Genomic DNA, 21,717 nt, shown 5'->3' with positions numbered 1-21,717 from the left:
ATATTTTTTGCCGTCAGGTGGATAAAAACATTCCACCAGCGAGCAGACCGCCCAGGATCGGCCCATGCCATATGGGTCTGCGGGCGCTGCCTTTTCCCTATTGAGCCGGCTACTGCTGCATGCCACCTGGCATGCCTGGTCTTTGCATGTCAGCGCCGCTGGAGCGGCCCTGAGGCATGTGCACGCCCTCATGATCTGTCGTTGAATGGAATTGAACGCATGAAAAATTTGAAAATCGGTACCCGGCTTGCCGTCGGCTACGCTGTGGTCTTGTTATTGCTGGCGGCGCTGGTCGTGATTGGCCTCATGCGTTTGCAGGCGACCAGCGATATGACCTCAAGCATGGTGCATGGCACGGTCAGGAACCAGCGCCTGGTGGCGGACTGGGCGCAGCTGATCCAGGTTAATGTGACGCGCACGGAAGCCATGTGGAAAGCCGCCGATCCTGCCGATCAGCAAAAGTTTGCGCAACAGATCGAGCAAGCCTTGCCGCGCCTGGCGCAGTTGCAAGAGCAGATCGGCGCCGACCTGGTCAATCCCGAAGCGCGGGCCGCCTACGCCGACGTGGTCAGCCGCCGCAGCGCTTTTACGGCCGCGCGCGAAGCCTTGACCAGGACCGTGCATGCCGGTGACCGTGAACTGGGGCGGCAGATCTTCGATGGCAGTTTCATGCCGAGCGCGCTTGTATATCTGGAGTCCATCAAAAAGTTGTCTGAAGTGCAAATTCATGCGGGCGACCTGGTTGCCGACGGCGTGCTGGCCTCCTATCAGAACACGCGTTTTACCTTGCTGGCGCTGGGCTTGCTGGCCCTGGCCATGGGCATCGCGTTTGCCATCTGGATCACGCGCTCGATCACCGGGCCGCTGGCGCAGGCCGTCAAGGTGGCGGAAACGGTGTCGTCGGGCGACTTGAGCAGCCAGATCGCCGTCGACAGCCGCGATGAAACCGGGCAATTGATGCATGCGCTGAAAGTCATGAACGATAGCCTGGCCAATATCGTAGGCGAAGTGCGGGTGGGTACGGACAGCATTGCCAATGCCTCCAGCGAAATTGCCGCCGGCAACCAGGACTTGTCGGCACGCACGGAACAGCAGGCCAGTTCGCTGGAAGAGACGGCTTCGTCCATGGAAGAGCTGACCTCGGCCGTCCGGCAAAACGTCGACAGTGCGCGCAAGGCCAGGAAGCTGGCGGGCGATGCGGCCCAGATCGCCAGCCAGGGCGGTGCGATCTCGGAGCAGGTGATCGCTACCATGAATGCGATCAACGATTCATCGCGCAAGATCGTCGATATCATCGGCGTGATCGATGGCCTGGCGTTCCAGACCAATATCCTGGCCTTGAATGCCGCGGTGGAAGCGGCCCGCGCGGGTGAGCAGGGGCGCGGTTTTGCCGTGGTGGCCACTGAGGTGCGCAGCCTGGCGCAGCGCTCGTCGGCGGCGGCCAGGGAAATCAAGGGCTTGATCGATGATTCGGTGCAGCGGGTCGATGCCGGCTCCATCCTGGTCAACAAGGCGGGTGCTACCATGCAAGACATCGTGCAGAGCATTGCTTTTGTGACCGATATCATGGGGGAAATTAATGACGCCAGCGAGGAGCAAAGCGCCGGTATCGAACAGGTGAATCAAGCCATCCATGAGATGGATCAGGTGACCCAGCAAAATGCGGCGCTGGTCGAAGAAGCGTCGGCCGCCGCCGAGGCCATGCAAACGCAGGCAGGACAGCTGGCGCAGGTGGTCAGCGTGTTCAGGCTGGGTGGTGTGCGGGTTGCCGGACAATACGGTGGTATTGCACAGCTAGTATGATTGTGAGCAAGGCCGGTGTGAGCATAGACATCGTTGTTGTCCCGAACAGGCATATAATCGTCGGTATTGACGTATTGACGTATTGCGGTAGATGCCGGGGGAGCCATGGGAAGCAAATTAACTGGGCAAAATGCTGCATCTCGTGCGCCAGAGATGAATAGTGTCAAAGGTACAGAAATTTCCCCTCAGGCGCTGCAGGCATGGAGCCGGATACCGTCCGGTGCAAAGGTGGAAATTCTTGCTGCTGTAGAGCGGCCTTCGTCTGTGCGTGATGCCAGTGTCAAGGCGGTGAAAGTGGGTAACCAGATGCTCATGGTAAAGAAAATGACATCGGGGTTTAGGGTGCTCTACGAGCAAGGTCTTGACCGTAACACCATCGTTTCTGTGCTGACGCCTCGCGAAGCAGGTCTGCTGGCAGGTTGATCCTGGTGGTCGGCAAAACGAGGCGGCTGAAAACCATTGCGGCCAATACGTTCCACTCCTTCAATTTTGACGCCACAACACTTCCGCAATGGAAGGCCGACCTGGCAGCGTTTAGCTTGCTAATCTCAGCTGCGGCCGCTCCCCACGGTGTTGGTGAAACTGCCTTGCTACAATGGTTTGGCGCATCAGTGGAGCGGATTGCTTTGCTGGCATATGCCATACATTCTGGGAGCGCGCTTTTTGGGCGGTTTCGGACAGCTGGTAGACTGGTGTGCGTTCGGACAAGCCCAGGCAAAGTCTGATGCAAGCATTTCTCTGGTACTTGGGTTGCAGCATATGAATGCATCGTATGTCTTTGCACTGGTGGCCGGACATCGGCGTTTCTCCAGTGATGTGTTGTCGCAGACAAGGTTGCAGTGGTGGCGCGAGAACATGCAAGTAGGTCATGGTGCAACTACTGTGACGTTTGATCAGGTCATGCAGCTGGGTGAGCGGAAACTGCAAATTCTGGACAGCGCGAAGTAGCATGGCATGCTGTTGTGCGGGCCTGGTCCGGATCTTGTTCCAGTTTAACCCCACAGGCTAGCCCGGATCGGTTATAATTACCCCCGGCGGGCCCCTGCGCATCGTGGCATGGCTAACCTGGTCAGGTCGGGAACGAAGCAGCCACGGCTATTAACCATGAGTGCCGCAGATCAGGCTCGCCTCCTTCGGGAAACTAAAAAAAAGCTGCCATCGGCAGCTTTTGTTTTTTCTACATCGTTTTTCTAGTCCCTTTTTCTGCCTCACTCATCGCTGAGCTCCGCTTCAAACGGACGTTCGCTGAGCACCATCGCCGGATTGTCTTTCAGTAATGCCGAATCCGGTTTCAGCTTGATCTGGTTTTTCGCATCCGTGGTGAATACTTTGCTGCCCACCGTTAATTGCGCCGGCTTGGCAAACTTGAACACCACGGACTTGATCGTTGGCGCAAACATGCTCAATGCGCCGGCCATCTTCTTGATTGCCTGGTTCATCTGCTGTACGCTGCCCATCACGGGCGCGTAGGTCCACTGCGTGCCTTCCGGGACGGTGGTGGTGGCTTCGAGGTTGATGGCCGATTTCTCGCCCTTGGGCAAGCTGGTCATGATCCTGGTGTCGTCGCTCATCCAGGCCGGATTGAAGGGCAGCGCCATGCGGAAATCGGGCGACAGCGCCGGCAAGGGCTGGCGTTCCGTGCCTTTCACGGCTGTCAGCACCACATCCGACGGTTTGTAGCTCTTGTTTTCCGGTTTGACGGTGATATAGAGCTGCAGCCTGTCGCGCTCGGCAGCTGGCAGCGCATAGAATTTGTCGAGTCGCAACTGTTCGACCAGTTTTTTATAGGGCACCCATTCCCGCTCGCTGGCGTGCGCGGAAAGGGAGAGGAATAACAGGGGAAGCAGCAAGGTAGGGCGGGCAAGTTTTTTCATTTTTGTCAATTAAAGGAAAAGCAAAATTCTAAGTGATGGCTATGGTTTTAGCTAATCCCTGCGCAGCTTGTTACAATTCTCCTTTTGTAATCTCCTGGTCGCCTCTTGCCTGTTCTTTTTTTGTGGCTAGCCTTGTTCTCACGGGCTGGTGCAACCGAGGCCCTTCGCACCTGTTATCTACGGTAAAATCTCAGCATGTCCTATCAAGTCCTCGCCCGTAAATACCGCCCCAAGAACTTCGAGACGCTCGTCGGCCAGGAGCACGTCGTGCGCGCGCTCACGCATGCGCTGCATAGCGGCCGCCTGCACCACGCCTATCTGTTCACGGGGACGCGCGGCGTCGGCAAGACGACCTTGTCGCGCATCCTGGCCAAGTCGCTCAATTGCATCGGCCCCGATGGCACGGGCGGCATCACGGCCCAGCCTTGCGGCGTGTGCGAAGCGTGCACGGCCATCGATGCAGGGCGTTTTGTCGACTATATCGAGATGGATGCGGCTTCGAACCGTGGCGTCGATGAAATGGCGCAGTTGCTGGAACAAGCCGTGTATGCACCGAGCAATGCGCGCTTCAAGGTCTATATGATCGACGAGGTGCACATGCTGACCAACCACGCCTTCAACTCCATGCTGAAGACGCTGGAAGAGCCGCCCGAGCACGTGAAATTCATTTTGGCGACGACGGACCCGCAAAAGATCCCCGTCACCGTGCTGTCGCGCTGCCTGCAGTTCAACCTCAAGCAGATGCCGCCCGGCCACATCATCAGCCACCTGGACAATATCCTGGGGCAGGAGGGCATCGCCTTCGAACAGCCGGCCTTGCGCCTGCTGGCCCAGGGCGCCCACGGTTCCATGCGCGACGCGCTGTCGTTGACGGACCAGGCGATTGCCTATGCGGCTGGCGAAGTGACGCTCGACGCCGTGCAAGGCATGCTGGGCGCGCTCGATCAATCGTACCTGGTGCGTCTGCTCGATGCACTGGCGAAACAGGACGGCGCCGACTTGCTGGCCGTGGCCGATGAAATGGCGTCGCGCAGCCTGTCGTATAACGGCGCGCTGCAAGACCTGGGTACCTTGCTGCACCGCATTGCGCTGGCGCAAACCGTGCCCGCCGCCGTGCCGCAGGATTTACCGGAATACGCCGACATCGTGCGCCTGGCCGCAGCCTTCGATGCAGAAGAAGTGCAGCTGTTTTACCAGATCGCCGTGCATGGCCGCAATGAACTGGGCCTGGCGCCCGATGAATATGCAGGTTTCAGCATGACCTTGCTGCGCATGCTGGCCTTTCGGCCCGGCATAGGCGGCGCCGAGGGTGTGCCGGCGGCTGCGCCTGCTTTTTCTCCTGCTGCTGCGCCGGGCAACCGTCCGGCCGCCGCAGCCGCTGCCCGTGCCGCCGCCAGTACGCCGCCGCCAGCGCGCGCCGCCGCCAATCAGGTGGCCAGCCATGCGGCCGTGATTCCGCAGCCGGTGGTTGCGGCCGCCGTTGCCAGCGTGGCCCGCGCCGAGACGCCGCCGGCGGCGGCGCCAGCACCTGCAACATCTGCGGCACCAGCAGCCCCGGCCGCGCCCGTCAGTTCCGCCCGCGCCGCCATCAATGCGGCGCTGGAAGCGGCCCGTGCCGCCTCGAAAGGCCGTCCTGGCGCCAGCACGTCGGCGCCGAAGCCGGCCGCGCCCGAGCCGGTCGCACCAGCCGCGCCTGTGGCTGCCACGCCAGTCGCACCTGTCGCACCGCCTCCTGTTGCGCCACCGCCTGCTGCCGCCAAGGCGCCAGCGCCGTGGGATGATGCGCCGATGGAAGCGCAGGCAGTCGTTGCTGCGCCTGCACCTGCACCGCAGCGCCAGGCGCCGCCGCCAAAGCAAACCGAACCGGATGACGACTTGCCGCCCTGGGTCACCGAATTTTCCGACGATAGCGCATCAAGCGCCGTGCAAAACCAGGCGCCGCAACACCACGCACCGGCCGAACAGCCTGCCGTGGTGATGCCGCAACGCGCCGCCAAGCAGGCCGCGCCCAGCGCACCGTATGTGATTACGCCCGTGCCTGGCCTGGACTGGGATGGCAACTGGCCCGCCGTGGCTGCCGTGCTGCCCCTGCGCGGCGTGGCCCAGCAACTGGCGGTGCAGGCCGAGCTGATCGAATGCCTGCACGATGGTCATAGCACTACCTTCCGTTTGCGCGTGCCGATCGACACCTGGCGCAGTCCGGCCAATGTGGAAAAACTGGCGGCGGCGCTGTCCGAACGTTTCGGGCGCAAGGTCAATGTCGACACGGAACTGGGCGCTGTCTGGTACACGGCCAGCGCCGAAGCGCAGGCCCACCGCGAAGCGTGCCAGCGGCAAGCCGAGGAAACCATCGCAAGCGACCCGTTTGTACTCGATATGAAGCAGGCTTTTGATGCCTTCGTGGTGCCGGGCACGATTACGCCGGCGCCGGCGGGCGCTGCCGGACCGACGCTGCATTAATGAGTAAATTTTTTTTGAACTGACATGGAGTAATTCTTATGATGAAAAATCAACTGGCTGGCCTGATGAAGCAGGCGCAAGCAATGCAAGACAATATGAAAAAAGCCCAGGATCAACTGGCGCTGGTGGAAGTGGAAGGCCAGTCCGGCGCCGGCCTGGTAAAAATCGTCATGACCTGCAAGAACGACGTGAAACGCGTTTCCATCGATCCATCCTTGCTGGCCGATGACAAGGACATGCTGGAAGACCTGGTGGCCGCCGCCTTCAACGACGCCGTGCGCAAGGCGGAAGCCACCTCGGCCGAAAAAATGGCAGGCTTGACCGGTGGCATGAATTTGCCAGCCGGCTTCAAAATGCCATTCTGATGTTGAACCGCATGCGCCCGTTCAGCGCGACTGGAGCCGCTTGATCCATGTCCAAGTCGCTTGAATTCCTGACCGAGGCGCTGCGGCGCCTGCCCGGCGTCGGCCCCAAGTCGGCGCAGCGCATGGCCTTTCATTTGTTGCAGCACGACCGGGAAGGCGCGGCCATGCTGTCGCGCGCCCTGTTCCAGGCCGTCGATGCCGTGCATCACTGCGGCCTGTGCAACACCTTTACCGAACACGAAGTGTGCGAGACCTGTCTCGACGAAGAGCGCGACAAGCGCTTGCTATGCGTGGTGGAAACCCCGGCCGACCAGCTGATGATCGAACAGACCCTGACCTACAAGGGCCTGTATTTCGTGCTGATGGGGCGCTTGTCGCCGCTGGACGGCATCGGCCCGAAAGATATCCACCTCGAAAAATTATTGAACCGCGCCAACGATGGCGTGGTCGGTGAAGTGGTGCTGGCGACCAACTTTACCAATGAAGGCGAAGCGACCGCCCATTACATCAGCGAAATGCTCAAGGCGCGCGGCTTGCGCGTCAGCCGGCTGGCGCGCGGCGTGCCGGTGGGCGGCGAACTGGAATACGTGGATGCGGGCACGATTGCCCGCGCCATGCTCGACCGCAGGGCAACATGATATGACAGAAAAAACCCCTGCTGGCCCGCTCGCGGGCATCAAAGTGCTGGAACTGGGCACGCTGATCGCGGGGCCGTTCTGCGCCCGCATGCTGGCCGAATTCGGCGCCGACGTGATCAAGATCGAGTCGCCCGATGGCGGCGACCCGATCCGTACCTGGCGCGTGCTGAAAGACGGCACTTCGTTGTGGTGGTCGGTGCAGGCGCGCAACAAAAAAAGTGTCACCCTGAACCTGAAGTCCGAACAGGGCCGGGCGATTGCGCGCCAGCTGGCGCTGGAAGCGGACATCATCGTCGAGAATTACCGCCCCGGCGTGCTGGAAAAGTGGGATCTTGGCTACGAACAATTGAAGCAGATCAAGCCCTCTATCATCATGGTGCGCCTGTCCGGCTTTGGCCAGACGGGGCCGATGAAAGATTTGCCGGGCTTTGGCGCGATCGGCGAATCGATGGGCGGCTTGCGGTATGTCTCCGGCTTTGCCGACCGTCCGCCCGTGCGGGTGGGCGTCTCGATCGGCGACTCCGTCGCAGCCCTGCATGGCGTGATCGGCGCCATGATGGCCTTGCGCCACCGCGACGTGACGGGCGGGCGCGAGCACGGCGAAGGACAGATGGTCGACGTGGCCCTGTATGAATCCGTGTTTAACTTGATGGAGTCGCTGGTGCCCGAGTACGACCAGGCGGGCGTGGTGCGCGAGCGCACGGGCGGTTCCTTGCCCGGCATCGTGCCGTCGAATACCTATACCACCGGCGATGGCGAAAATATCGTGATTGCCGGCAATGGCGACGCCATCTTCAAGCGCCTGATGCTGGCCATGGGCCGCATCGACATGGCGGGCGACCCGCAACTGGCCCGCAACGATGGCCGCGTGGCCCGCACGCAGGAAATCGACGACGCCATCGGCGCCTGGTGCACCACGCAGACGATCGATAGCGCGCTGGCCGTGCTGAAGGCGGCCGATGTGCCCGCCGGTAAAATCTACTCGGTGCGCGACATGCTGAGCGACCCGCAATTTCTCGCGCGTGACATGTTTGAACAGCATCAGTTTGCCGATGGCACGCCCGTGAAATTGCCGGCCATCAGCCCGAAACTGTCGGCCACGCCGGGCAAGACCCAGTGGCTGGGACCGGAGCTGGGCCAGCATAACGAAGAAGTACTGGCCTCGCTGGGTTTCGATGCGGCCGCGATTGCGCAGCTCAAGGCCGATGGCGTGGTGTAGTCTGAGAGTCAGAACCGTCGGGGGAATGCTCCCCAATGGGGGGCATTCCGATCCTGAAGGACTGACCCCAGCTTTCCGCTGCCTCGCCAAAATGGCTGGGGCTTGTAGTTGCCTGCCCTTGTTGCGCCAGCATGGCCGTAATCGCCTCCTGCGATGACGGACGGCCCAAAAAGTAACCCTGCGCCATGTCGCAGCCATATTCTTCCAGCATCTGCAACTGTTCTGCTGTTTCCACGCCTTCGGCCACCACCACCATTTTCAAGCCATGCGCCATGGCGATGATGGCGCGCGTGATGGCGGCGTTTTCTGCATCCTGCGGCAAGCCGGCAATAAAGCTGCGGTCGATTTTCAAGGCCCGCACATCGAAGCGTTTCAAGTAATTCATCGATGAGTATCCGGTGCCGAAGTCGTCGATGGACAGATACACGCCGATGCTGCGCAATTGCTCCAGCGTCACCATGGTGGCGCCTGCGTCGTCCATCAAGGTGCCTTCTGTCAATTCCAGTTCCAGCAGGCGCGCGTCCAGGCCCGTGTCGGCCAGCACCGATAGCACGATCTGCGTCAGGTTTTCATCCTTGAATTGCTTGGCCGACAGATTGACGGCCATGCGGATGGTTTGCCCGCCTTCGTTTTGCCAGGCCTTGGCCTGCTTGCAGGCCGTGCGCAGCACCCATTCGCCGATGGGTACGATCAGCCCGGTTTCCTCGGCCAGCGGAATGAATTCGGTCGGGGAAATAATGCCCCGTTCCGGATGGCGCCAGCGCACCAGCGCTTCCACGCCCACGATCTGCGTGCTGGGCACGTCGATCTGCGGCTGGTACAGCAAATACAGTTCATTGTTTTGCAAGGCCTTGCGCAAACCGACCTCCATCTTGACGTGGCTCATGATTTCCATCGTCAACGATGAACTATAGAGCTTGGCGTTGTTCTTGCCGCAGTTCTTGGCGTGGTACATGGCCGTGTCCGCGTATTTCAGCAGCGAATTGCAATCCTCGCCATCTTCCGGATACAGCGAAATGCCGATGCTGGCCGTGACGAAGATCTCGTGCGCATCGATCATGAACGAACGGCGCATGGCTTCCTTGACCCGGTGCGCCACGTTGAGCGCGTCTTCCACCCGTTCCAGGTCGGGGATCAATATCGTGAATTCATCGCCGCCCAGGCGGGCCAGGTTGCTGGCCGTCTGGGTGGTGTCGAGCGCCTGTTCGGCGCGCAGCACCACGTCGCTGGGGCGCACCGTGTCGCGCAGCCGTTCCGAGACCATTTTCAGCAGATGGTCGCCCACGTCATGGCCCAGGGTGTCGTTGACGCGCTTGAAGGCGTCCAGGTCCATGAACAGCACGGCAAATTTCTTGCCGTGTTCGCGCGAGTGGGCCAGCTCGCGCTCCAGCGTTTCCAGGAAGGCCTGGCGGTTCGGGATGCCCGTCAGGCTGTCGCAATACGCCAGGCGGCGTATCTGTTCTTCGGTGCGCTTGCGTTCGCTGATGTCGCGCACCAGGCCCAGCACTTCATCGGCGCCCGTGCTGACCAGGCGCGCCTCGAAATGGCGCGTGGTGCCTTCGTGCGTGAGCGTGTAGTCGATCGAGGCGATATGCTGGGTGGACAGCACGGCGCGCATCTGCTCGAGCAGGCGCGCGGCGATTTCGGGCGGCAATACTTCGCTGATATGCGAGCCCACGCAATCGTCGATCGAAAAGCCGGCGCTGGCGTCCGGTCCCTGTTCGTAATCGAGATAAAAGCCGTCGCGGTTGAGGCGAAAGAAGGTGTCGGGGATGGCGGCCAGCACGGCGCGGTTATGCGCGTCGGCAATGCGCAGGCGGGCGATGGCGTCGCTGGCGCGCAGCACGTACAGCACGCGGTGGCCAAGGATCGGCCAGTTGATCGGCTTGGAAATGAAATCGGTGGCGCCCACTTCGTAGGCGCGCGTGACGGACGCCAGTTCATCGCCGCCCGTCACCATGATGATGGGCACGCTGCCGCTGGCATACGATTCCTGGCGGCGGATTTCGCGGCAGACGGCAAAGCCGTCCAGGGCCGGCATGTCGACATCGAGCATGACCAGGTCCGGCCCGCTGTGCTTGTAGCAAGCCAGGGCCTGCACGCCATCTTCCGCCTCGATCACGTCCAGCCCCACCTGGGTCAGCATTTGCCGCATCAGCAGCCGCATCACGGGATCGTCGTCGGCCACCAGCACCAGGCCGCGTTTGGAAGAGATGGGCGCTGTCATGTCAGTGTTCCTTTACCAGTATGGCGCTCAGCGATTCGCACACGGCGAGGAATTCCTGTTCCATCTCCTGCAGCATGCCGGCTGCGCCTTGCGTGCTGCCGGCGCGGCCCAGTTTTTCCATCTCCTTGCACAGTTGCGCCAGCGCGTCGGCGCCCACGTTGGCGCTGCTCGACTTCAGGCTGTGCGCGGCCTTGCGGATGGCTTCCGGGTTCGGCACGGCGATGGCGGTGCGCATGAGCTGCAACTGGCGTGGCGTGTCGCCCTCGAAGGCCAGGATCACGCGCTCGAGCAAGGCATCGCCGTCCGTGCTCGACAGGGCGCGGATATTGTCCAGCGCAAGCCGGTTCAGCTGGGCTGTTGCCACCGCCGCCGCCACTGCCGGCATGCTCTCGGCCGTTTCCGTGTGATGCACGGTGGCCGCGCGCGGCAGGGTGATCCAGCGGGCGATGGTATGCCCCAGTTCCTGCTGCGTGAACGGTTTGCTCAGATAGTCATCCATGCCGGCCGCCAGGCACGATTCGCGGTCGCCCTGCAAGGCGTTGGCCGTAATGGCGACGATGGGCAGCACGCGCGCGTGGCCGCATTGCTGTTCGTGGCGGCGGATTTCCGTGGTGGCGGCAAAGCCATCCATCACGGGCATCTGGCAATCCATCAGGACCAGGTCGAAATCCTCGGCCTGGGCCGCGCGCAGCGCTTCCTCGCCATTGCCGGCGCAGACCACGTCCAGGCCCAGGCTGTCGAGCATGGCGCGCGCCACTTCCACGTTGACGGGATTGTCTTCGGCCAGCAGCACGCGGCGGCGCTGGCGCCTGGCGGCCTGGCGCGGCGCATGCGGCAAGTGCGATGGATGGGTGCGCAAGGTTTCGCTGGCGCGCTGCGGTGTGATGAGGCAGTCGAACAGGTCGCAATCGCGGGCCGGCTTGATCAGCTGGTAGGCCACGCCCGCTTCACGCCGCTGCACCGGATCGGCCGCGGCCTGTTCTGTGCTCAGCAACAGCAGCTTGAGGTCGGCCAGCAGCGGATCGCTCTTGATGGTGGCGGACAAGGCCAGGCCGCTGGTGCGCGGCAAGTCCATGTCGAGCAGGGCCACCGAATACGGCGTGCCCGCCAGCGCGGCGGCGCGCAGCTTGCCCAGGCAATCGCTGGCCGAGATGGCGCTGTCGCTGACGATGTGCCAGCTGGCCAGCTGCCGTTCCAGTTCGGCGCGGGTGGCGGGTGTGTGGTCGACAATCAAGGCGCGTAGCCCTCGCGTGGTTTTCAGATTGAAAGACGGGTCGTCGCTGTCGACGCGCCGCTTATCGAAATTTACTGTGAACCAGAAGATGGAGCCTTGCGTTAAAGCATTGTCAACGCCGATTTTCCCGCCCATCAGCTCGACCAGCTGCTTGGAAATCGTCAGGCCCAGTCCCGTGCCGCCATGCTTGCGCGTGGTCGAGCCGTCTGCCTGCGAAAACGATTCGAAGATGCGCGTCTGCGCCTCGCTGGACACGCCGATGCCCGTATCCTGCACTTCGAAGCGCAAGCCCACGCTGGGGCCGTCTTCGCGGCACACGGTCACCTTCACCGTCACCTTGCCCGTTTCCGTAAATTTGATGGCGTTGCCCAGCAGGTTGACGATGATCTGGCGCAAGCGGTTCGGGTCGCCGCAGATGGCAATCGGAATATCGTTGGCGATCTCGAATTCCAGGCAGATATTCTTCGCTTCGGCCTGCGGCGCGAACACGTGTTCTATATCGTCGAGCAATTCGCGGAAATTGAAGCGGATGTATTCGACGCTGAGCTTGCCCGCCTCGATCTTGGAAAAATCGAGGATATCGTTGATGATCACCAGCAAGTTTTGCCCCGAACGCTGCACCATGCTGGTGTAATGGCGCTGCTGCGGCGTGAGGTTGCTGGCCAGCAGCAATTCCGTCATGCCCAGCACGCCATTCATGGGCGTGCGGATTTCATGGCTCATGGTGGCGAGAAAGGCGCTTTTCGCCTGGCTGGCCGCCTCGGCCGCATCCTTGGCCTTTTCCAGCTGCTCCGTGCGCACGCTCACCTGCCGTTCCAGCTGGTCGCGGTAATTGGCCAGGGTGGCGTCGCGGCCGTCGATCTGCGCCAGCATGTCGTTGAAGCTGTCGATCAGTACGCCGAGCTCGTCGCTGCGATGGTGGGTGATGCGGTGGCTGTAGGTTTGGCTGCTGGAGACTTTTTTGGCGGTATTGATCAATTTGGTAATCGGTTCCGCAATCACGCCCTTGAAACGCCCGGCCAGGAACACGGCCACCAGGAAAGACAGCAGGGTGGCGCCGCTGATGGAACCCAGATGGCGCGCGATATCGCGCCACATGTGGTTCAGGTCCGCCTCGATCATCACGGCGCCGATCAGGGTTTGCCCATCGAACACGGGGTGGTACAGGCGCATCGATGGCGTCAGGGTGCCGCCGGCCCCCTGCGTCACCGGTTCTTGCGCCATGTCGGCCAGCAAGGCTGGGTCCATGTCTTCCGGCGCCGGGCGTTCCGCCGGCTGGGTGGCGGAGCGGTACAGGGCGAACAGGCGTCCGCCACGGTCGAACAGCGCCGCCTGGGCCACTTCCTCGCGCACTTGCAGGGCGGCGAGCACCTGTTCCGCCTGGGCAGGCTTGCCAGCCTGCATGGGCGCCACGCTGGCCGCCGCAATCACGCCAGCCAGCGCCAGCAATTGCCGGCTTTCATCATTCTTGTGGCTCAGCACCGAAGTAGCGACAAAGGCCACGAACACCAGCAGCAAGGCGCAGCCCGACGACAGCACCGAAATCATGGTCAGTTTCTGGCTGATGCTGGAGCGGTGGAAATTGAACATGGATCTGGCGGTGCTCCGGTTATGCGGATTGCTGTTTTTTAATTAATTCCCGTTGGAAAAATATAAGCGTGAAGAAAGACCTGGATGTTGATGTGGGTCTAAAAGCGGAAAGGGGAGGGGAACTAAATGGAAGGGTCGGACCCTGCCGGGTCCGACCGCGGCTGTTGCCATTGGGGTGGGCGTTACTTTTAACCCGGGAAAGGCTGGGGTACGACCCGAAGGGTCGGACCCCGCAGTCAGCAGCCGCAGTCAGCAGCCGACGTCAGCAACACCCGCCGCGTTTGCCGGCGCCGCCGTAGCGGGCTTCCTGGCGTTCGCGGAAAAACTCTTCGTACGTCATCATCGGCTCGCCGGGGTGCGTCAGTTCCCGGTGGGCCACGTAGGTGTCGTACTCGGGCAAGCCGCACATCAGCCGCATGCTTTGCCCCAGATAACGTCCTGCCTTGACGATTTCGTCGAACATCATTGCACCGTTGGCATGGCCTGGAATGGCGTTTCGTGGGTGCTCGGCTTGTGGTCGGCGCGCGCCCTGACGATGGTGCGCAGGCCGAACACGAACACGCTGACCACCACGATCACGAAGAAGGCAGCCAGGCCGGCGTCCAGGTAATCGTTGAAGATGATTTGCTGCATCTGCGCCACCGACTTGGCTGGCGCCAGCAAGGTGCCTTCATCGAGCGCCGCCGAATATTTCCGGGCATGCGCCAGGAAACCCACGCGCGGGTTGGCGTCAAAAATCTTTTGCCAGCCAGCCGTCAGGGTGCACAGCAGCAGCCAGATGGTCGGCAAGATGGTGACCCAGGCGTACTGGCCACGCTTCATCTTGAACAGCACGCAGGTGCCGAGGATCAGCGCGATGGCGGCCAGCATCTGGTTGGCGATGCCGAACAGCGGCCACAGCGTGTTGATGCCGCCCAATGGATCGACCACGCCCTGATACAGGAAGTAACCCCAGGCCGCCACGCACAAGCCTGTCGCCAGCAGGTTGGCGTACACGTTTTCTGTCTGTTTCAATTTCGGCACGAAGCTGCCCAGCAAGTCTTGCAGCATGAAGCGGCCGGCACGCGTGCCTGCATCGACGGCCGTCAGGATGAACAGCGCTTCGAACAGGATGGCGAAGTGGTACCAGAAAGCCATCATGGCCTTGCCTCCCATCACGCCCGACAGGATGTGGGCCATGCCCACGGCCAGGGTCGGTGCACCGCCGGCGCGCGAGATGATGCTGTGCTCGCCCACGTCCTTGGCCGTTTGCGTCAGCATTTCTGGCGTCACATAAAAGCCCCATTGGGAAATCACGTGGGCGGCCGAGTCCGCCGTTGTGCCGATCAGGGCGGCCGGGCTGTTCATGGCGAAATAAATACCAGGCTCGATGGTCGAGGCGGCCACTAGGGCCATGATGGCGACAAACGATTCCATCAGCATGGCGCCATAACCGATGAAGCGGGCATGGCTTTCGTTTTCGATCATCTTCGGCGTGGTGCCCGAGGAAATCAGCGCGTGGAAGCCGGAAACGGCGCCGCAAGCGATGGTGATGAACAGGAAGGGGAACAGATTGCCTGACCAGACGGGGCCGGAGCCATCGATGAACTTGGTCATGGCTGGCATTTTCAGGTAAGGCGCAACCACGATGATGCCGATCGCCAGGCCCAAAATGGTGCCGATCTTCAGGAAAGTAGATAAATAATCGCGCGGCGCCAGCAGCAGCCACACGGGCAGCACGGACGCGATGAAGCCGTAGCCGATCAGCATCCACGTCAGTTCGGTGCCCGTGAAGGTGAACATCGGGCCCAGCACGGCGGATTCCTGCACATATTGGCCGCCGATAATGGCCAGCATCAGCAGCACGAAGCCGATGATGGAAATTTCACCGATGCGGCCCACGCGGATGTAGCGCGAGTAGACGCCCATGAACAGCGCGATGGGAATGGTGGCCATCACGGTGAAGCTGCCCCATGGCGAGCCGGTCAGCGCCTTGACGACGATCAGGGCCAGCACGGCCAGGATGATGACCATGATCATGAAGCAACCGAGCAAGGCGATCATGCCGGGAATCTCTCCCAGTTCAGCCTTGATCAGGTCGCCCAAGGAGCGGCCGTCGCGGCGCATGGAAATGAACAGCACGATAAAATCCTGCACCGCGCCGGCAAACACCACGCCCGCCAGGATCCACAGCATGCCGGGCAAATAGCCCATCTGCGCTGCCAGCACGGGGCCGACCAGCGGGCCGGCGCCGGCAATCGCGGCGAAATGGTGGCCGAACAGCACATATTTATTGGTCGGCACGTGATCGAGGCCGTCGTTGTGCTTGTAGGCCGGCGTCATGCGGTTCGGGTTGAGGCTCAGCACCTTGTCGGCGATGAACAGGCTGTAGAAGCGGTAGGCGATCAGGTAGACGCAGACGGCGGCGATGACGATCCAGATAGCGCTGATCGGTTCGCCGCGTTGCAGGGCGATCACGCCCAGGGCCCCGGCGCCGGCCAGCGCAAGCGCTGCCCAACCGAGCTGTTTGAATATGCGGTTCATGCTTCCTCCAAAGATTTGACGGGTGCTGCGCTGCGATCCCGGATACTGTTATTGATCTTGCCCAGGATGTTGCCAATGAGTTTCCAAAGAGTTGCCTATGGCGTGCGCACAGCTTATGGTGAGTATTCACGAACCGTATAATGATCGCAAGCGCATCACTACGCAGTAACGCTAAGTATTACTACGCAGATCATTTGTTACGCCGCCACGTAGAATGGCGGCTACACCAGAGCTATCACCCCTTGCACCTTGAGCGATTACCGCGCAGCGCCATGAAACTCCGACAGAAAGTCATCTTCCTGGCCATTACGCCGCTGATCCTGGCCATGTGCGCGATCGCCTATGCCGTGCGGCACCAGGCCATCACCCTGGCCGAGCAGCAGCGCGCCACCATCCAGCAAGCGTATCTGGCCAGCAAGGAAGCGGAATTGAAACACTACGTGACCCTGGCCAGCCACTCGATTGCCTATCTGTACCAGTCGGGCCGCAAGGATGCTGCCGCGCAAGAGGAAGCCAAGCGCGTGCTGGGCGCCCTCAGTTATGGCGACGATGGGTATTTCTTTATCTATGATTTGCAGGGTAATTCCCTGATGCATCCGCGCCAGCCCGAACTGGTGGGGCAAAACCTGTGGGACTTGCGCGACGCCAATGGCAACCTGACCATCCAGCGGCTGATGCAGCGGGCCAAGAGCGGCGGCGGCTTCGAGCGCTACAACTGGATCAAGCCGTCGACGAATAAATCGGCGCCCAAGCTCGGGTATGTGATCCTGATGCCGGAATGGGGCTGGATGATGGGCACCGGTATTTATATGGACGATGTGGACCAGGCGCTGGACAAGGTCGACGCCCAGCAGTCGGGCAATATCCGCTCGACCATGCTGTGGATCGCCGCCATCGCCATTCTCGGCTCGCTGCTGGTGGCCGGGTCGGGACTGGTGCTTAATATCAGCGAATTGCGGGTGGCCGATGCCAAGTTGAAAGTATTGGCGCAGCGGGTGGTCGAGTCGCAGGAAGAAGAGCGGGCGCGGCTGTCGCGCGACTTGCACGACGGCATCAGCCAGTGGCTGGTATCGATCAAGCTGCAGATCGAGGCGGGCATCGCGCGCCTGTGCGGCAATGCCGAGCAGCAAGCCAAGGCGCCCGCCACCTTCGAACGGGCCGCCGAACAATTAAATAAAGTGCTGGGCGAAGTGCGGCGCATTTCGCACAATCTGCGCCCGGCCATCCTCGACGACCTGGGCCTGGCCGCCGCGCTCGACCATCTGGTGCAGGAATTCAATGACAGCAGCAGCGCGCAAGCCAGCTTTGCAGCCAGCCCCGCCAATGCGGGCGAAGGCTTGCCCGACATGGTCAACACGGTGCTGTTCCGTATCGCCCAGGAAGCGCTGACCAATAGCGAGCGCCACGCCAACGCCAGCCGCATCGAAGTCAGCCTGCATGGCAGCGAGGGCGCCTCGGGCGCAGTGGGGCTGCGCATCGCCGATAATGGCGGTGGCTTTGACTTCGACGGCATCGCCCTGCATCCGCAGCGCGGCATCGGCCTGCGCAATATGACGGAACGCATGGAAGCCATCGGCGGCAGCCTGCATATCGCGTCCACGCCGGCCGGCACGGTGGTGCTGGCGCGGCTCGACCTTCAACCCTGACAGATGACTCACCTGAAGAAATCATGACTGACACAATACGGATACTGCTGGTGGACGATCATCCGCTGGTGCGCGACGGCTTGCGCGCGCGGCTCGAAGCGGTGCCCCATTTCGACGTGGTGGCCGAGGCGGGCGGCGCCGACGAAGCGCTGGCCCAGGCGCGCGCCCATGCCATCGACCTGGTGTTGATGGATATCAATATGCGCGGCATCAATGGCATCGAAGCGACGGCGCTGTTCAAGCAGGCGTTTCCGCAGATCGCCGTGCTGATCCTGTCCATGCACGACAAGCTGGAATATGTCTCGCAAGCACTGCAGGCGGGCGCGCGCGGTTATGTGCTCAAGGATGCGCCAGGAAAAGATATCGTGTTCGCCATCGAGACCGTGATGTCAGGCGGCATCTATTACAGTGCGGCGCTGGCACGGCAACTGTCGCGGCCGCAAGTACACGATTCCTTCCTCACCACGCGCGAGCAGCAAGTCTTGCAGCATATCGCGGCGGGCCAGTCGAACAAGCAGATTGCCCGCGAACTGGACCTGAGCGTGCGCACGGTGGAAACGCATCGCCTCAACATCAAGCGCAAGCTGGGCATCGAGGGGCAGGCGGAACTGATCAAATATGCGGTGGAGCACGCGCAATTCGATGGCGGTACGGCAAAAGTCGCTCAGTGACAAAGTTTTATTTTAGAATGTTTTTTTTGAACATTTATTGCCAATATTAAACCGTTTTCCCGGTGGGTTTCGGATAGAATGATTCTTGCTGTCGAAATTGCATGCTTGCCTGGCGCAAATTTGCAGGCGATGGCCCGTTTATCGACTATTGCGCCTTACCCACACTGAGATACCGATGTCCGCGTCTGAATCAAACCTGTTTCCTTTGGTGGGATTACAAGCAGTTGCCAATGCGCATAATGAATGGGTGGCTGTCACCCTGCATGTGCCGCAGCAAGCGACCAGCCCGCTGGCGGCCGCCTTTGCCGCTGCCGACGTGTATGCCTTGCTGGCGCCCCTCGATTGCATCATTCCGCTGGCCGATCCGCATGGCCTGGACGAAGCCCTGCTGGCGCAACTGACGCCGCAACGCACCATCTTCCGCCTGCCAGCCGCCCTGGCGACCGACAAGCCGATCCAGAAAAAATGCCGGCAATGGCGCGACGCCGGCTACCGCATCCTGCTCGACGGCCCCGACGCCGGCCCCGTGACGGCGACCCACGTCGATGCGCGCGCGCTCAGTGTCGACGCCGCCGGCGAATTGCCGGGCCTGCACCAGCTGCTGCCGCTGCCGGGGCCGCACCTGGCGTACAACATCGATGACGAAGCACAACTGGCGGCCGTGTCGGCACTGGGCGTGAGCTGGTTTGCCGGCGATTACGCGCTGAGCAGCGCCCGCCAGCAATACGATGCCGACGAAGGCACCTCGCGCCGCCGCCTGCTAGCGCTGCTGGGCTTGTTGGCCCGCGATGCCGACGCGCATGAACTGGAAGTACCGCTGAAGCAGGACCCGGCGCTCAGCTACCATTTGCTGAAACTGGTCAATTCGGCCGCCTTCGGCTACACGGCGCCGATCAGCAGTTTTAACCAGGCAATCACCTTGCTGGGCCGGCGCCAGTTGCAGCGCTGGCTGCAATTGCTGCTGTATGCGCGCCAGCAAGACGATGGCAAACTCAATGCGCTGCTGCCGCTGGCGGCCGTGCGCGCCGCGCAGATGGAAGCGCTGTGCGCCTTGCGCGGCGGCGACCGCGACCAGCAAGACCTGGCGTTCATGGCGGGCGTGTTTTCCCTGCTGGACGTGCTGCTGGGCATGAGCATGCAAGAAATCGTCGCCACCCTGAATCTCGACTGCAGCGTGAATGACGCCTTGCTGGCACGTGGCGGTGAACTGGGCGCCTTGCTGGTCCTGGCTGAAAGCGGTACCCAGCCACCGGCGGCCTTGCTGGCCAGCGCGGGTATCGATGGCGAAACCTACTGGCGCAGCTTGCTGCAAGCCTACCAGTGGGCCATCCAGGTCAGCCGGAACGTCTAGCATGACCTTGCTTACGGTGTCGGACAACCTCAGTGACAGCGCCGCCTTGTGCGATGCGGTCGTGCGTTTGCGTGGTGCGGCACTGGTGGCCGAACTGGGCCGTATCGCCGGCGCCGTGATGGCCAGCCCGCACGGCCAGTTCCTGCCCGCGCCGCCGCCGTCCAGCGGCGAGCCCATCCAGGCGCTGCCCGTCTTGCCTGGCGGCCGGCCAGGATTGCTGCAGGAAATCAGCTTCGATGGCCAGTGCTTCGGCCACTTTGCCGTCTCCGGCCGCGGTCCCTATAGCGACCATGACCGCCGCCAGCTGGCCAGCCTGGCCTCGCTGACGGCGGGCGTGCTGCAAGTCCACTCGCTGGCGCAGCGCTCCACGCATGCCTACGCGCAAGTCGAAGCCTTGCTGGCGCAGCAGACGCAAATCCTCGACCAGTTGCACGAATCGGTACTGACGACCGATTTGACGGGCTACATCACCAGCTGGAACAAGGGCGCGGAACGGCTGTTCGGCTATTCCTCGGTGGAAGCGGTGGGCCGCAACATCCTGTTTTTATATGACGAGGAAGAAACCGGTTTCCACGACGCCTTCCTGGAGCAGGGCGGGCGCCTGATGGAAGTGCGCCGCCGCAAGAAGTCGGGCGAAGTCTTCTGGGCCAGCCTGTCGCTGTCGCCGCTGCGCGACATGGATGAAAAACCGGTTGGCCTGATCGCCTACCTGACCGACATCACGGAACGCAAGCTGGCCGAAGAGCGCCTGCACCACCTGGCCTATTACGACCCGCTGACCAGCCTGCCGAACCGCACCTTGCTGACCAAGCTGGTGGACCAGGCCCTGAGCGTGGCCCAGCGCAGCAAGATGCTCGGCTGCGTGCTGTTCATCGACCTGAATCGTTTTAAACTGATCAACGACACCCTGGGCCGGCGCATCGGCGACGAATTGCTGCGCCAGGTTGCCCAGCGCTTCCGCCGCGTCTTGCGCGACCAGGACCTGGTGGCCCGGCTGGGCGGTGACGAATTCGCCGTCGGCCTGTTCGACATCGGCCAGCATTATGAAGCGAGCACCGTGGCGCAAAAGCTGCTGGCGTCGCTGGTGCAACCATTTTTGATCGAAGGCCACGACTTGCGCGTGGGCGCCAGCATCGGCATCAGCGTCTACCCGCAAGACGGCCACGACGCCGAAACCCTGCTGCGCCTGGCCGACATCGCCATGTACCGGGCCAAGCAGGACAGCAGCAGCGAAACGGAAAGCGTGGCCTTCTACAGCCAGGACATGAACCAGGGCATGCAAGCGCGCATGCGCCTGGAAACGGGATTACGCCATGCCTTGTCGGAGCAGCAATTGCTGCTGCACTACCAACCGAAATACGCGCTGGCAAGCGGACGCATCATCGGCGCCGAAGCCCTGGTGCGCTGGCGCCACCCCGAACACGGCATGATCCCGCCCGCCGATTTCATCCCCCTGGCCGAATCGACGGGCCTGGTGGTGCAAGTAGGCGAATGGGTGCTGGAAGCAGCCTGCGCCCAGGCGCAAGCCTGGAAGCAAGCGGGCCTGCCGCCGATCCGCCTGGCCGTCAACGTTTCCGCGAGAGAATTCACCTCGGCGCTGCCCGCCAGGGTCGCGGCAACGCTGGCCCGCTACGGCCTGGAAGCAGCCTGGCTGGAACTGGAAATCACCGAAAGCACCCTGATGCACAACATCGAGCGCGTGATCGGCATCATGGACCGCATCACGGCATTGGGCGTGGCCCTGTCACTGGACGACTTCGGCACCGGCTACTCCAGCCTGTCCTACCTGAAACGCTTCCCGATCGACACCTTAAAGATCGACCGGTCCTTCACCACCGGCATCCCCACCGACACCAGCGACTGCGCCATCGCCAGCACCATCATCAGCATCGCCCAGCAACTGCACCACAAAGTGATCGCCGAAGGCGTGGAAACAGCCGAGCAGCTGGCCTTCCTGAAAAGCTCCGGCTGCGACGAAGTCCAAGGCTACCTCTTCTCCCGCCCCCTGCCAGCAAAGGAATTTGAGCGCGAGCTACGGCAAAACTGGGGCATATAACGTTTGTTTTCCCTCAACCCACCCCCACCCCCATTGGTAAGCCCGCCCGCTTTATGTATA

General features: G+C 61.9%; 16 protein-coding genes and 1 other RNA gene. 12 read left to right on the top strand and 5 right to left on the bottom strand.

Annotated features, from left to right (window positions below):
• Window positions 1–219: 219 nt before the first annotated feature.
• The 4 genes from ACL9RI_RS17540 to ffs all read left to right on the top strand — a co-directional run bounded on the left by ACL9RI_RS17540 (window position 220) and on the right by ffs (window position 2,935).
• Entirely contained in the window at window positions 220–1,803 is a 1,584-nt protein-coding gene (locus tag ACL9RI_RS17540; protein WP_422727787.1) for a methyl-accepting chemotaxis protein, read from the top strand.
• A 105-nt stretch (window positions 1,804–1,908) separates the two neighbouring features.
• Entirely contained in the window at window positions 1,909–2,226 is a 318-nt protein-coding gene (locus ACL9RI_RS17535; RefSeq protein WP_422727786.1) for a hypothetical protein, read from the top strand.
• Between the two features lie 213 nt (window positions 2,227–2,439).
• On the top strand, window positions 2,440–2,751 hold the full coding sequence (locus tag ACL9RI_RS17530; protein WP_422727785.1) for a hypothetical protein: 312 nt from the start codon (window positions 2,440–2,442) through the stop codon (window positions 2,749–2,751).
• A gap of 85 nt (window positions 2,752–2,836) precedes the next feature.
• Window positions 2,837–2,935, top strand: an RNA gene (gene ffs / locus ACL9RI_RS17525) — signal recognition particle sRNA small type.
• 76 nt (window positions 2,936–3,011) lie between these two features.
• Here the strand turns inward: ffs and ACL9RI_RS17520 are convergent.
• The gene (locus ACL9RI_RS17520; RefSeq protein WP_422727784.1) at window positions 3,012–3,677 is read right to left on the bottom strand and encodes a DUF2987 domain-containing protein; all 666 of its coding nucleotides are present in this window, start codon (window positions 3,675–3,677) and stop codon (window positions 3,012–3,014) included.
• A 195-nt stretch (window positions 3,678–3,872) separates the two neighbouring features.
• Here ACL9RI_RS17520 and ACL9RI_RS17515 point away from each other — a divergent pair, with 195 nt between their 5' ends.
• The 4 genes from ACL9RI_RS17515 to ACL9RI_RS17500 are packed head-to-tail and all read left to right on the top strand — an operon-like array spanning window position 3,873 to window position 8,359.
• Complete coding sequence (locus ACL9RI_RS17515) at window positions 3,873–6,137, top strand: DNA polymerase III subunit gamma/tau (RefSeq protein ID WP_422727783.1); 2,265 nt, start codon at window positions 3,873–3,875, stop codon at window positions 6,135–6,137.
• A 38-nt stretch (window positions 6,138–6,175) separates the two neighbouring features.
• The gene (locus tag ACL9RI_RS17510) at window positions 6,176–6,502 is read left to right on the top strand and encodes a YbaB/EbfC family nucleoid-associated protein (RefSeq protein ID WP_010396201.1); all 327 of its coding nucleotides are present in this window, start codon (window positions 6,176–6,178) and stop codon (window positions 6,500–6,502) included.
• Window positions 6,503–6,549: 47 nt separating this feature from the next.
• Window positions 6,550–7,140 (top strand): recombination mediator RecR, encoded by a 591-nt coding sequence (recR, locus tag ACL9RI_RS17505; protein ID WP_034786598.1) that lies wholly within the window; start codon window positions 6,550–6,552, stop codon window positions 7,138–7,140.
• Window position 7,141: 1 nt separating this feature from the next.
• Window positions 7,142–8,359, top strand: coding sequence for a CaiB/BaiF CoA transferase family protein (locus ACL9RI_RS17500; protein ID WP_422727782.1), 1,218 nt, complete (start codon window positions 7,142–7,144; stop codon window positions 8,357–8,359).
• On the opposite strand, the gene ACL9RI_RS17495 is transcribed toward ACL9RI_RS17500, so the two are convergent.
• The 4 genes from ACL9RI_RS17495 to ACL9RI_RS17480 form a co-directional block, all read right to left on the bottom strand.
• Window positions 8,337–10,586: a putative bifunctional diguanylate cyclase/phosphodiesterase gene (locus tag ACL9RI_RS17495; RefSeq protein ID WP_422727781.1), complete on the bottom strand. Its 2,250-nt coding sequence runs from the start codon at window positions 10,584–10,586 to the stop codon at window positions 8,337–8,339. The two genes, ACL9RI_RS17500 and ACL9RI_RS17495, sit on opposite strands and share 23 nt — an antisense overlap.
• Window position 10,587: 1 nt before the next feature.
• Window positions 10,588–13,410: a response regulator gene (locus ACL9RI_RS17490; protein ID WP_422727780.1), complete on the bottom strand. Its 2,823-nt coding sequence runs from the start codon at window positions 13,408–13,410 to the stop codon at window positions 10,588–10,590.
• A 262-nt stretch (window positions 13,411–13,672) separates the two neighbouring features.
• The gene (locus ACL9RI_RS17485) at window positions 13,673–13,873 is read right to left on the bottom strand and encodes a YbdD/YjiX family protein (RefSeq protein ID WP_300753526.1); all 201 of its coding nucleotides are present in this window, start codon (window positions 13,871–13,873) and stop codon (window positions 13,673–13,675) included.
• Window positions 13,873–15,933 carry a carbon starvation CstA family protein gene (locus ACL9RI_RS17480; RefSeq protein WP_422727779.1) on the bottom strand — a complete coding sequence of 687 codons (2,061 nt, stop codon included), beginning with the start codon at window positions 15,931–15,933 and terminating at the stop codon, window positions 13,873–13,875. Before ACL9RI_RS17480 ends, ACL9RI_RS17485 begins: the two co-directional genes overlap by 1 nt.
• A 272-nt stretch (window positions 15,934–16,205) precedes the next feature.
• Here ACL9RI_RS17480 and ACL9RI_RS17475 point away from each other — a divergent pair, with 272 nt between their 5' ends.
• The 4 genes from ACL9RI_RS17475 (at window position 16,206) to ACL9RI_RS17460 (ending at window position 21,657) form a co-directional block, all read left to right on the top strand.
• Window positions 16,206–17,579 (top strand): cache domain-containing protein, encoded by a 1,374-nt coding sequence (locus tag ACL9RI_RS17475; RefSeq protein ID WP_422727778.1) that lies wholly within the window; start codon window positions 16,206–16,208, stop codon window positions 17,577–17,579.
• A 23-nt stretch (window positions 17,580–17,602) separates the two neighbouring features.
• Window positions 17,603–18,250, top strand: a complete 648-nt coding sequence (locus ACL9RI_RS17470) for a response regulator transcription factor (protein ID WP_422727777.1) — start codon at window positions 17,603–17,605, stop codon at window positions 18,248–18,250.
• Window positions 18,251–18,425: 175 nt separating this feature from the next.
• Complete coding sequence (locus tag ACL9RI_RS17465) at window positions 18,426–19,601, top strand: EAL and HDOD domain-containing protein (RefSeq protein WP_422727776.1); 1,176 nt, start codon at window positions 18,426–18,428, stop codon at window positions 19,599–19,601.
• 1 nt (window position 19,602) lies between these two features.
• A complete protein-coding gene (locus ACL9RI_RS17460) occupies window positions 19,603–21,657 on the top strand; it encodes a putative bifunctional diguanylate cyclase/phosphodiesterase (RefSeq protein ID WP_422727775.1) in 2,055 nt (684 codons plus the stop codon).
• Window positions 21,658–21,717: the final 60 nt, after the last annotated feature.

Origin of the sequence: Janthinobacterium sp. Mn2066 (genome assembly GCF_049319705.1) — a bacterium.
Classification (GTDB): Bacteria; Pseudomonadota; Gammaproteobacteria; order Burkholderiales; family Burkholderiaceae_D; genus Janthinobacterium.
This window is presented reverse-complemented; position numbering and strand designations above follow the sequence as displayed.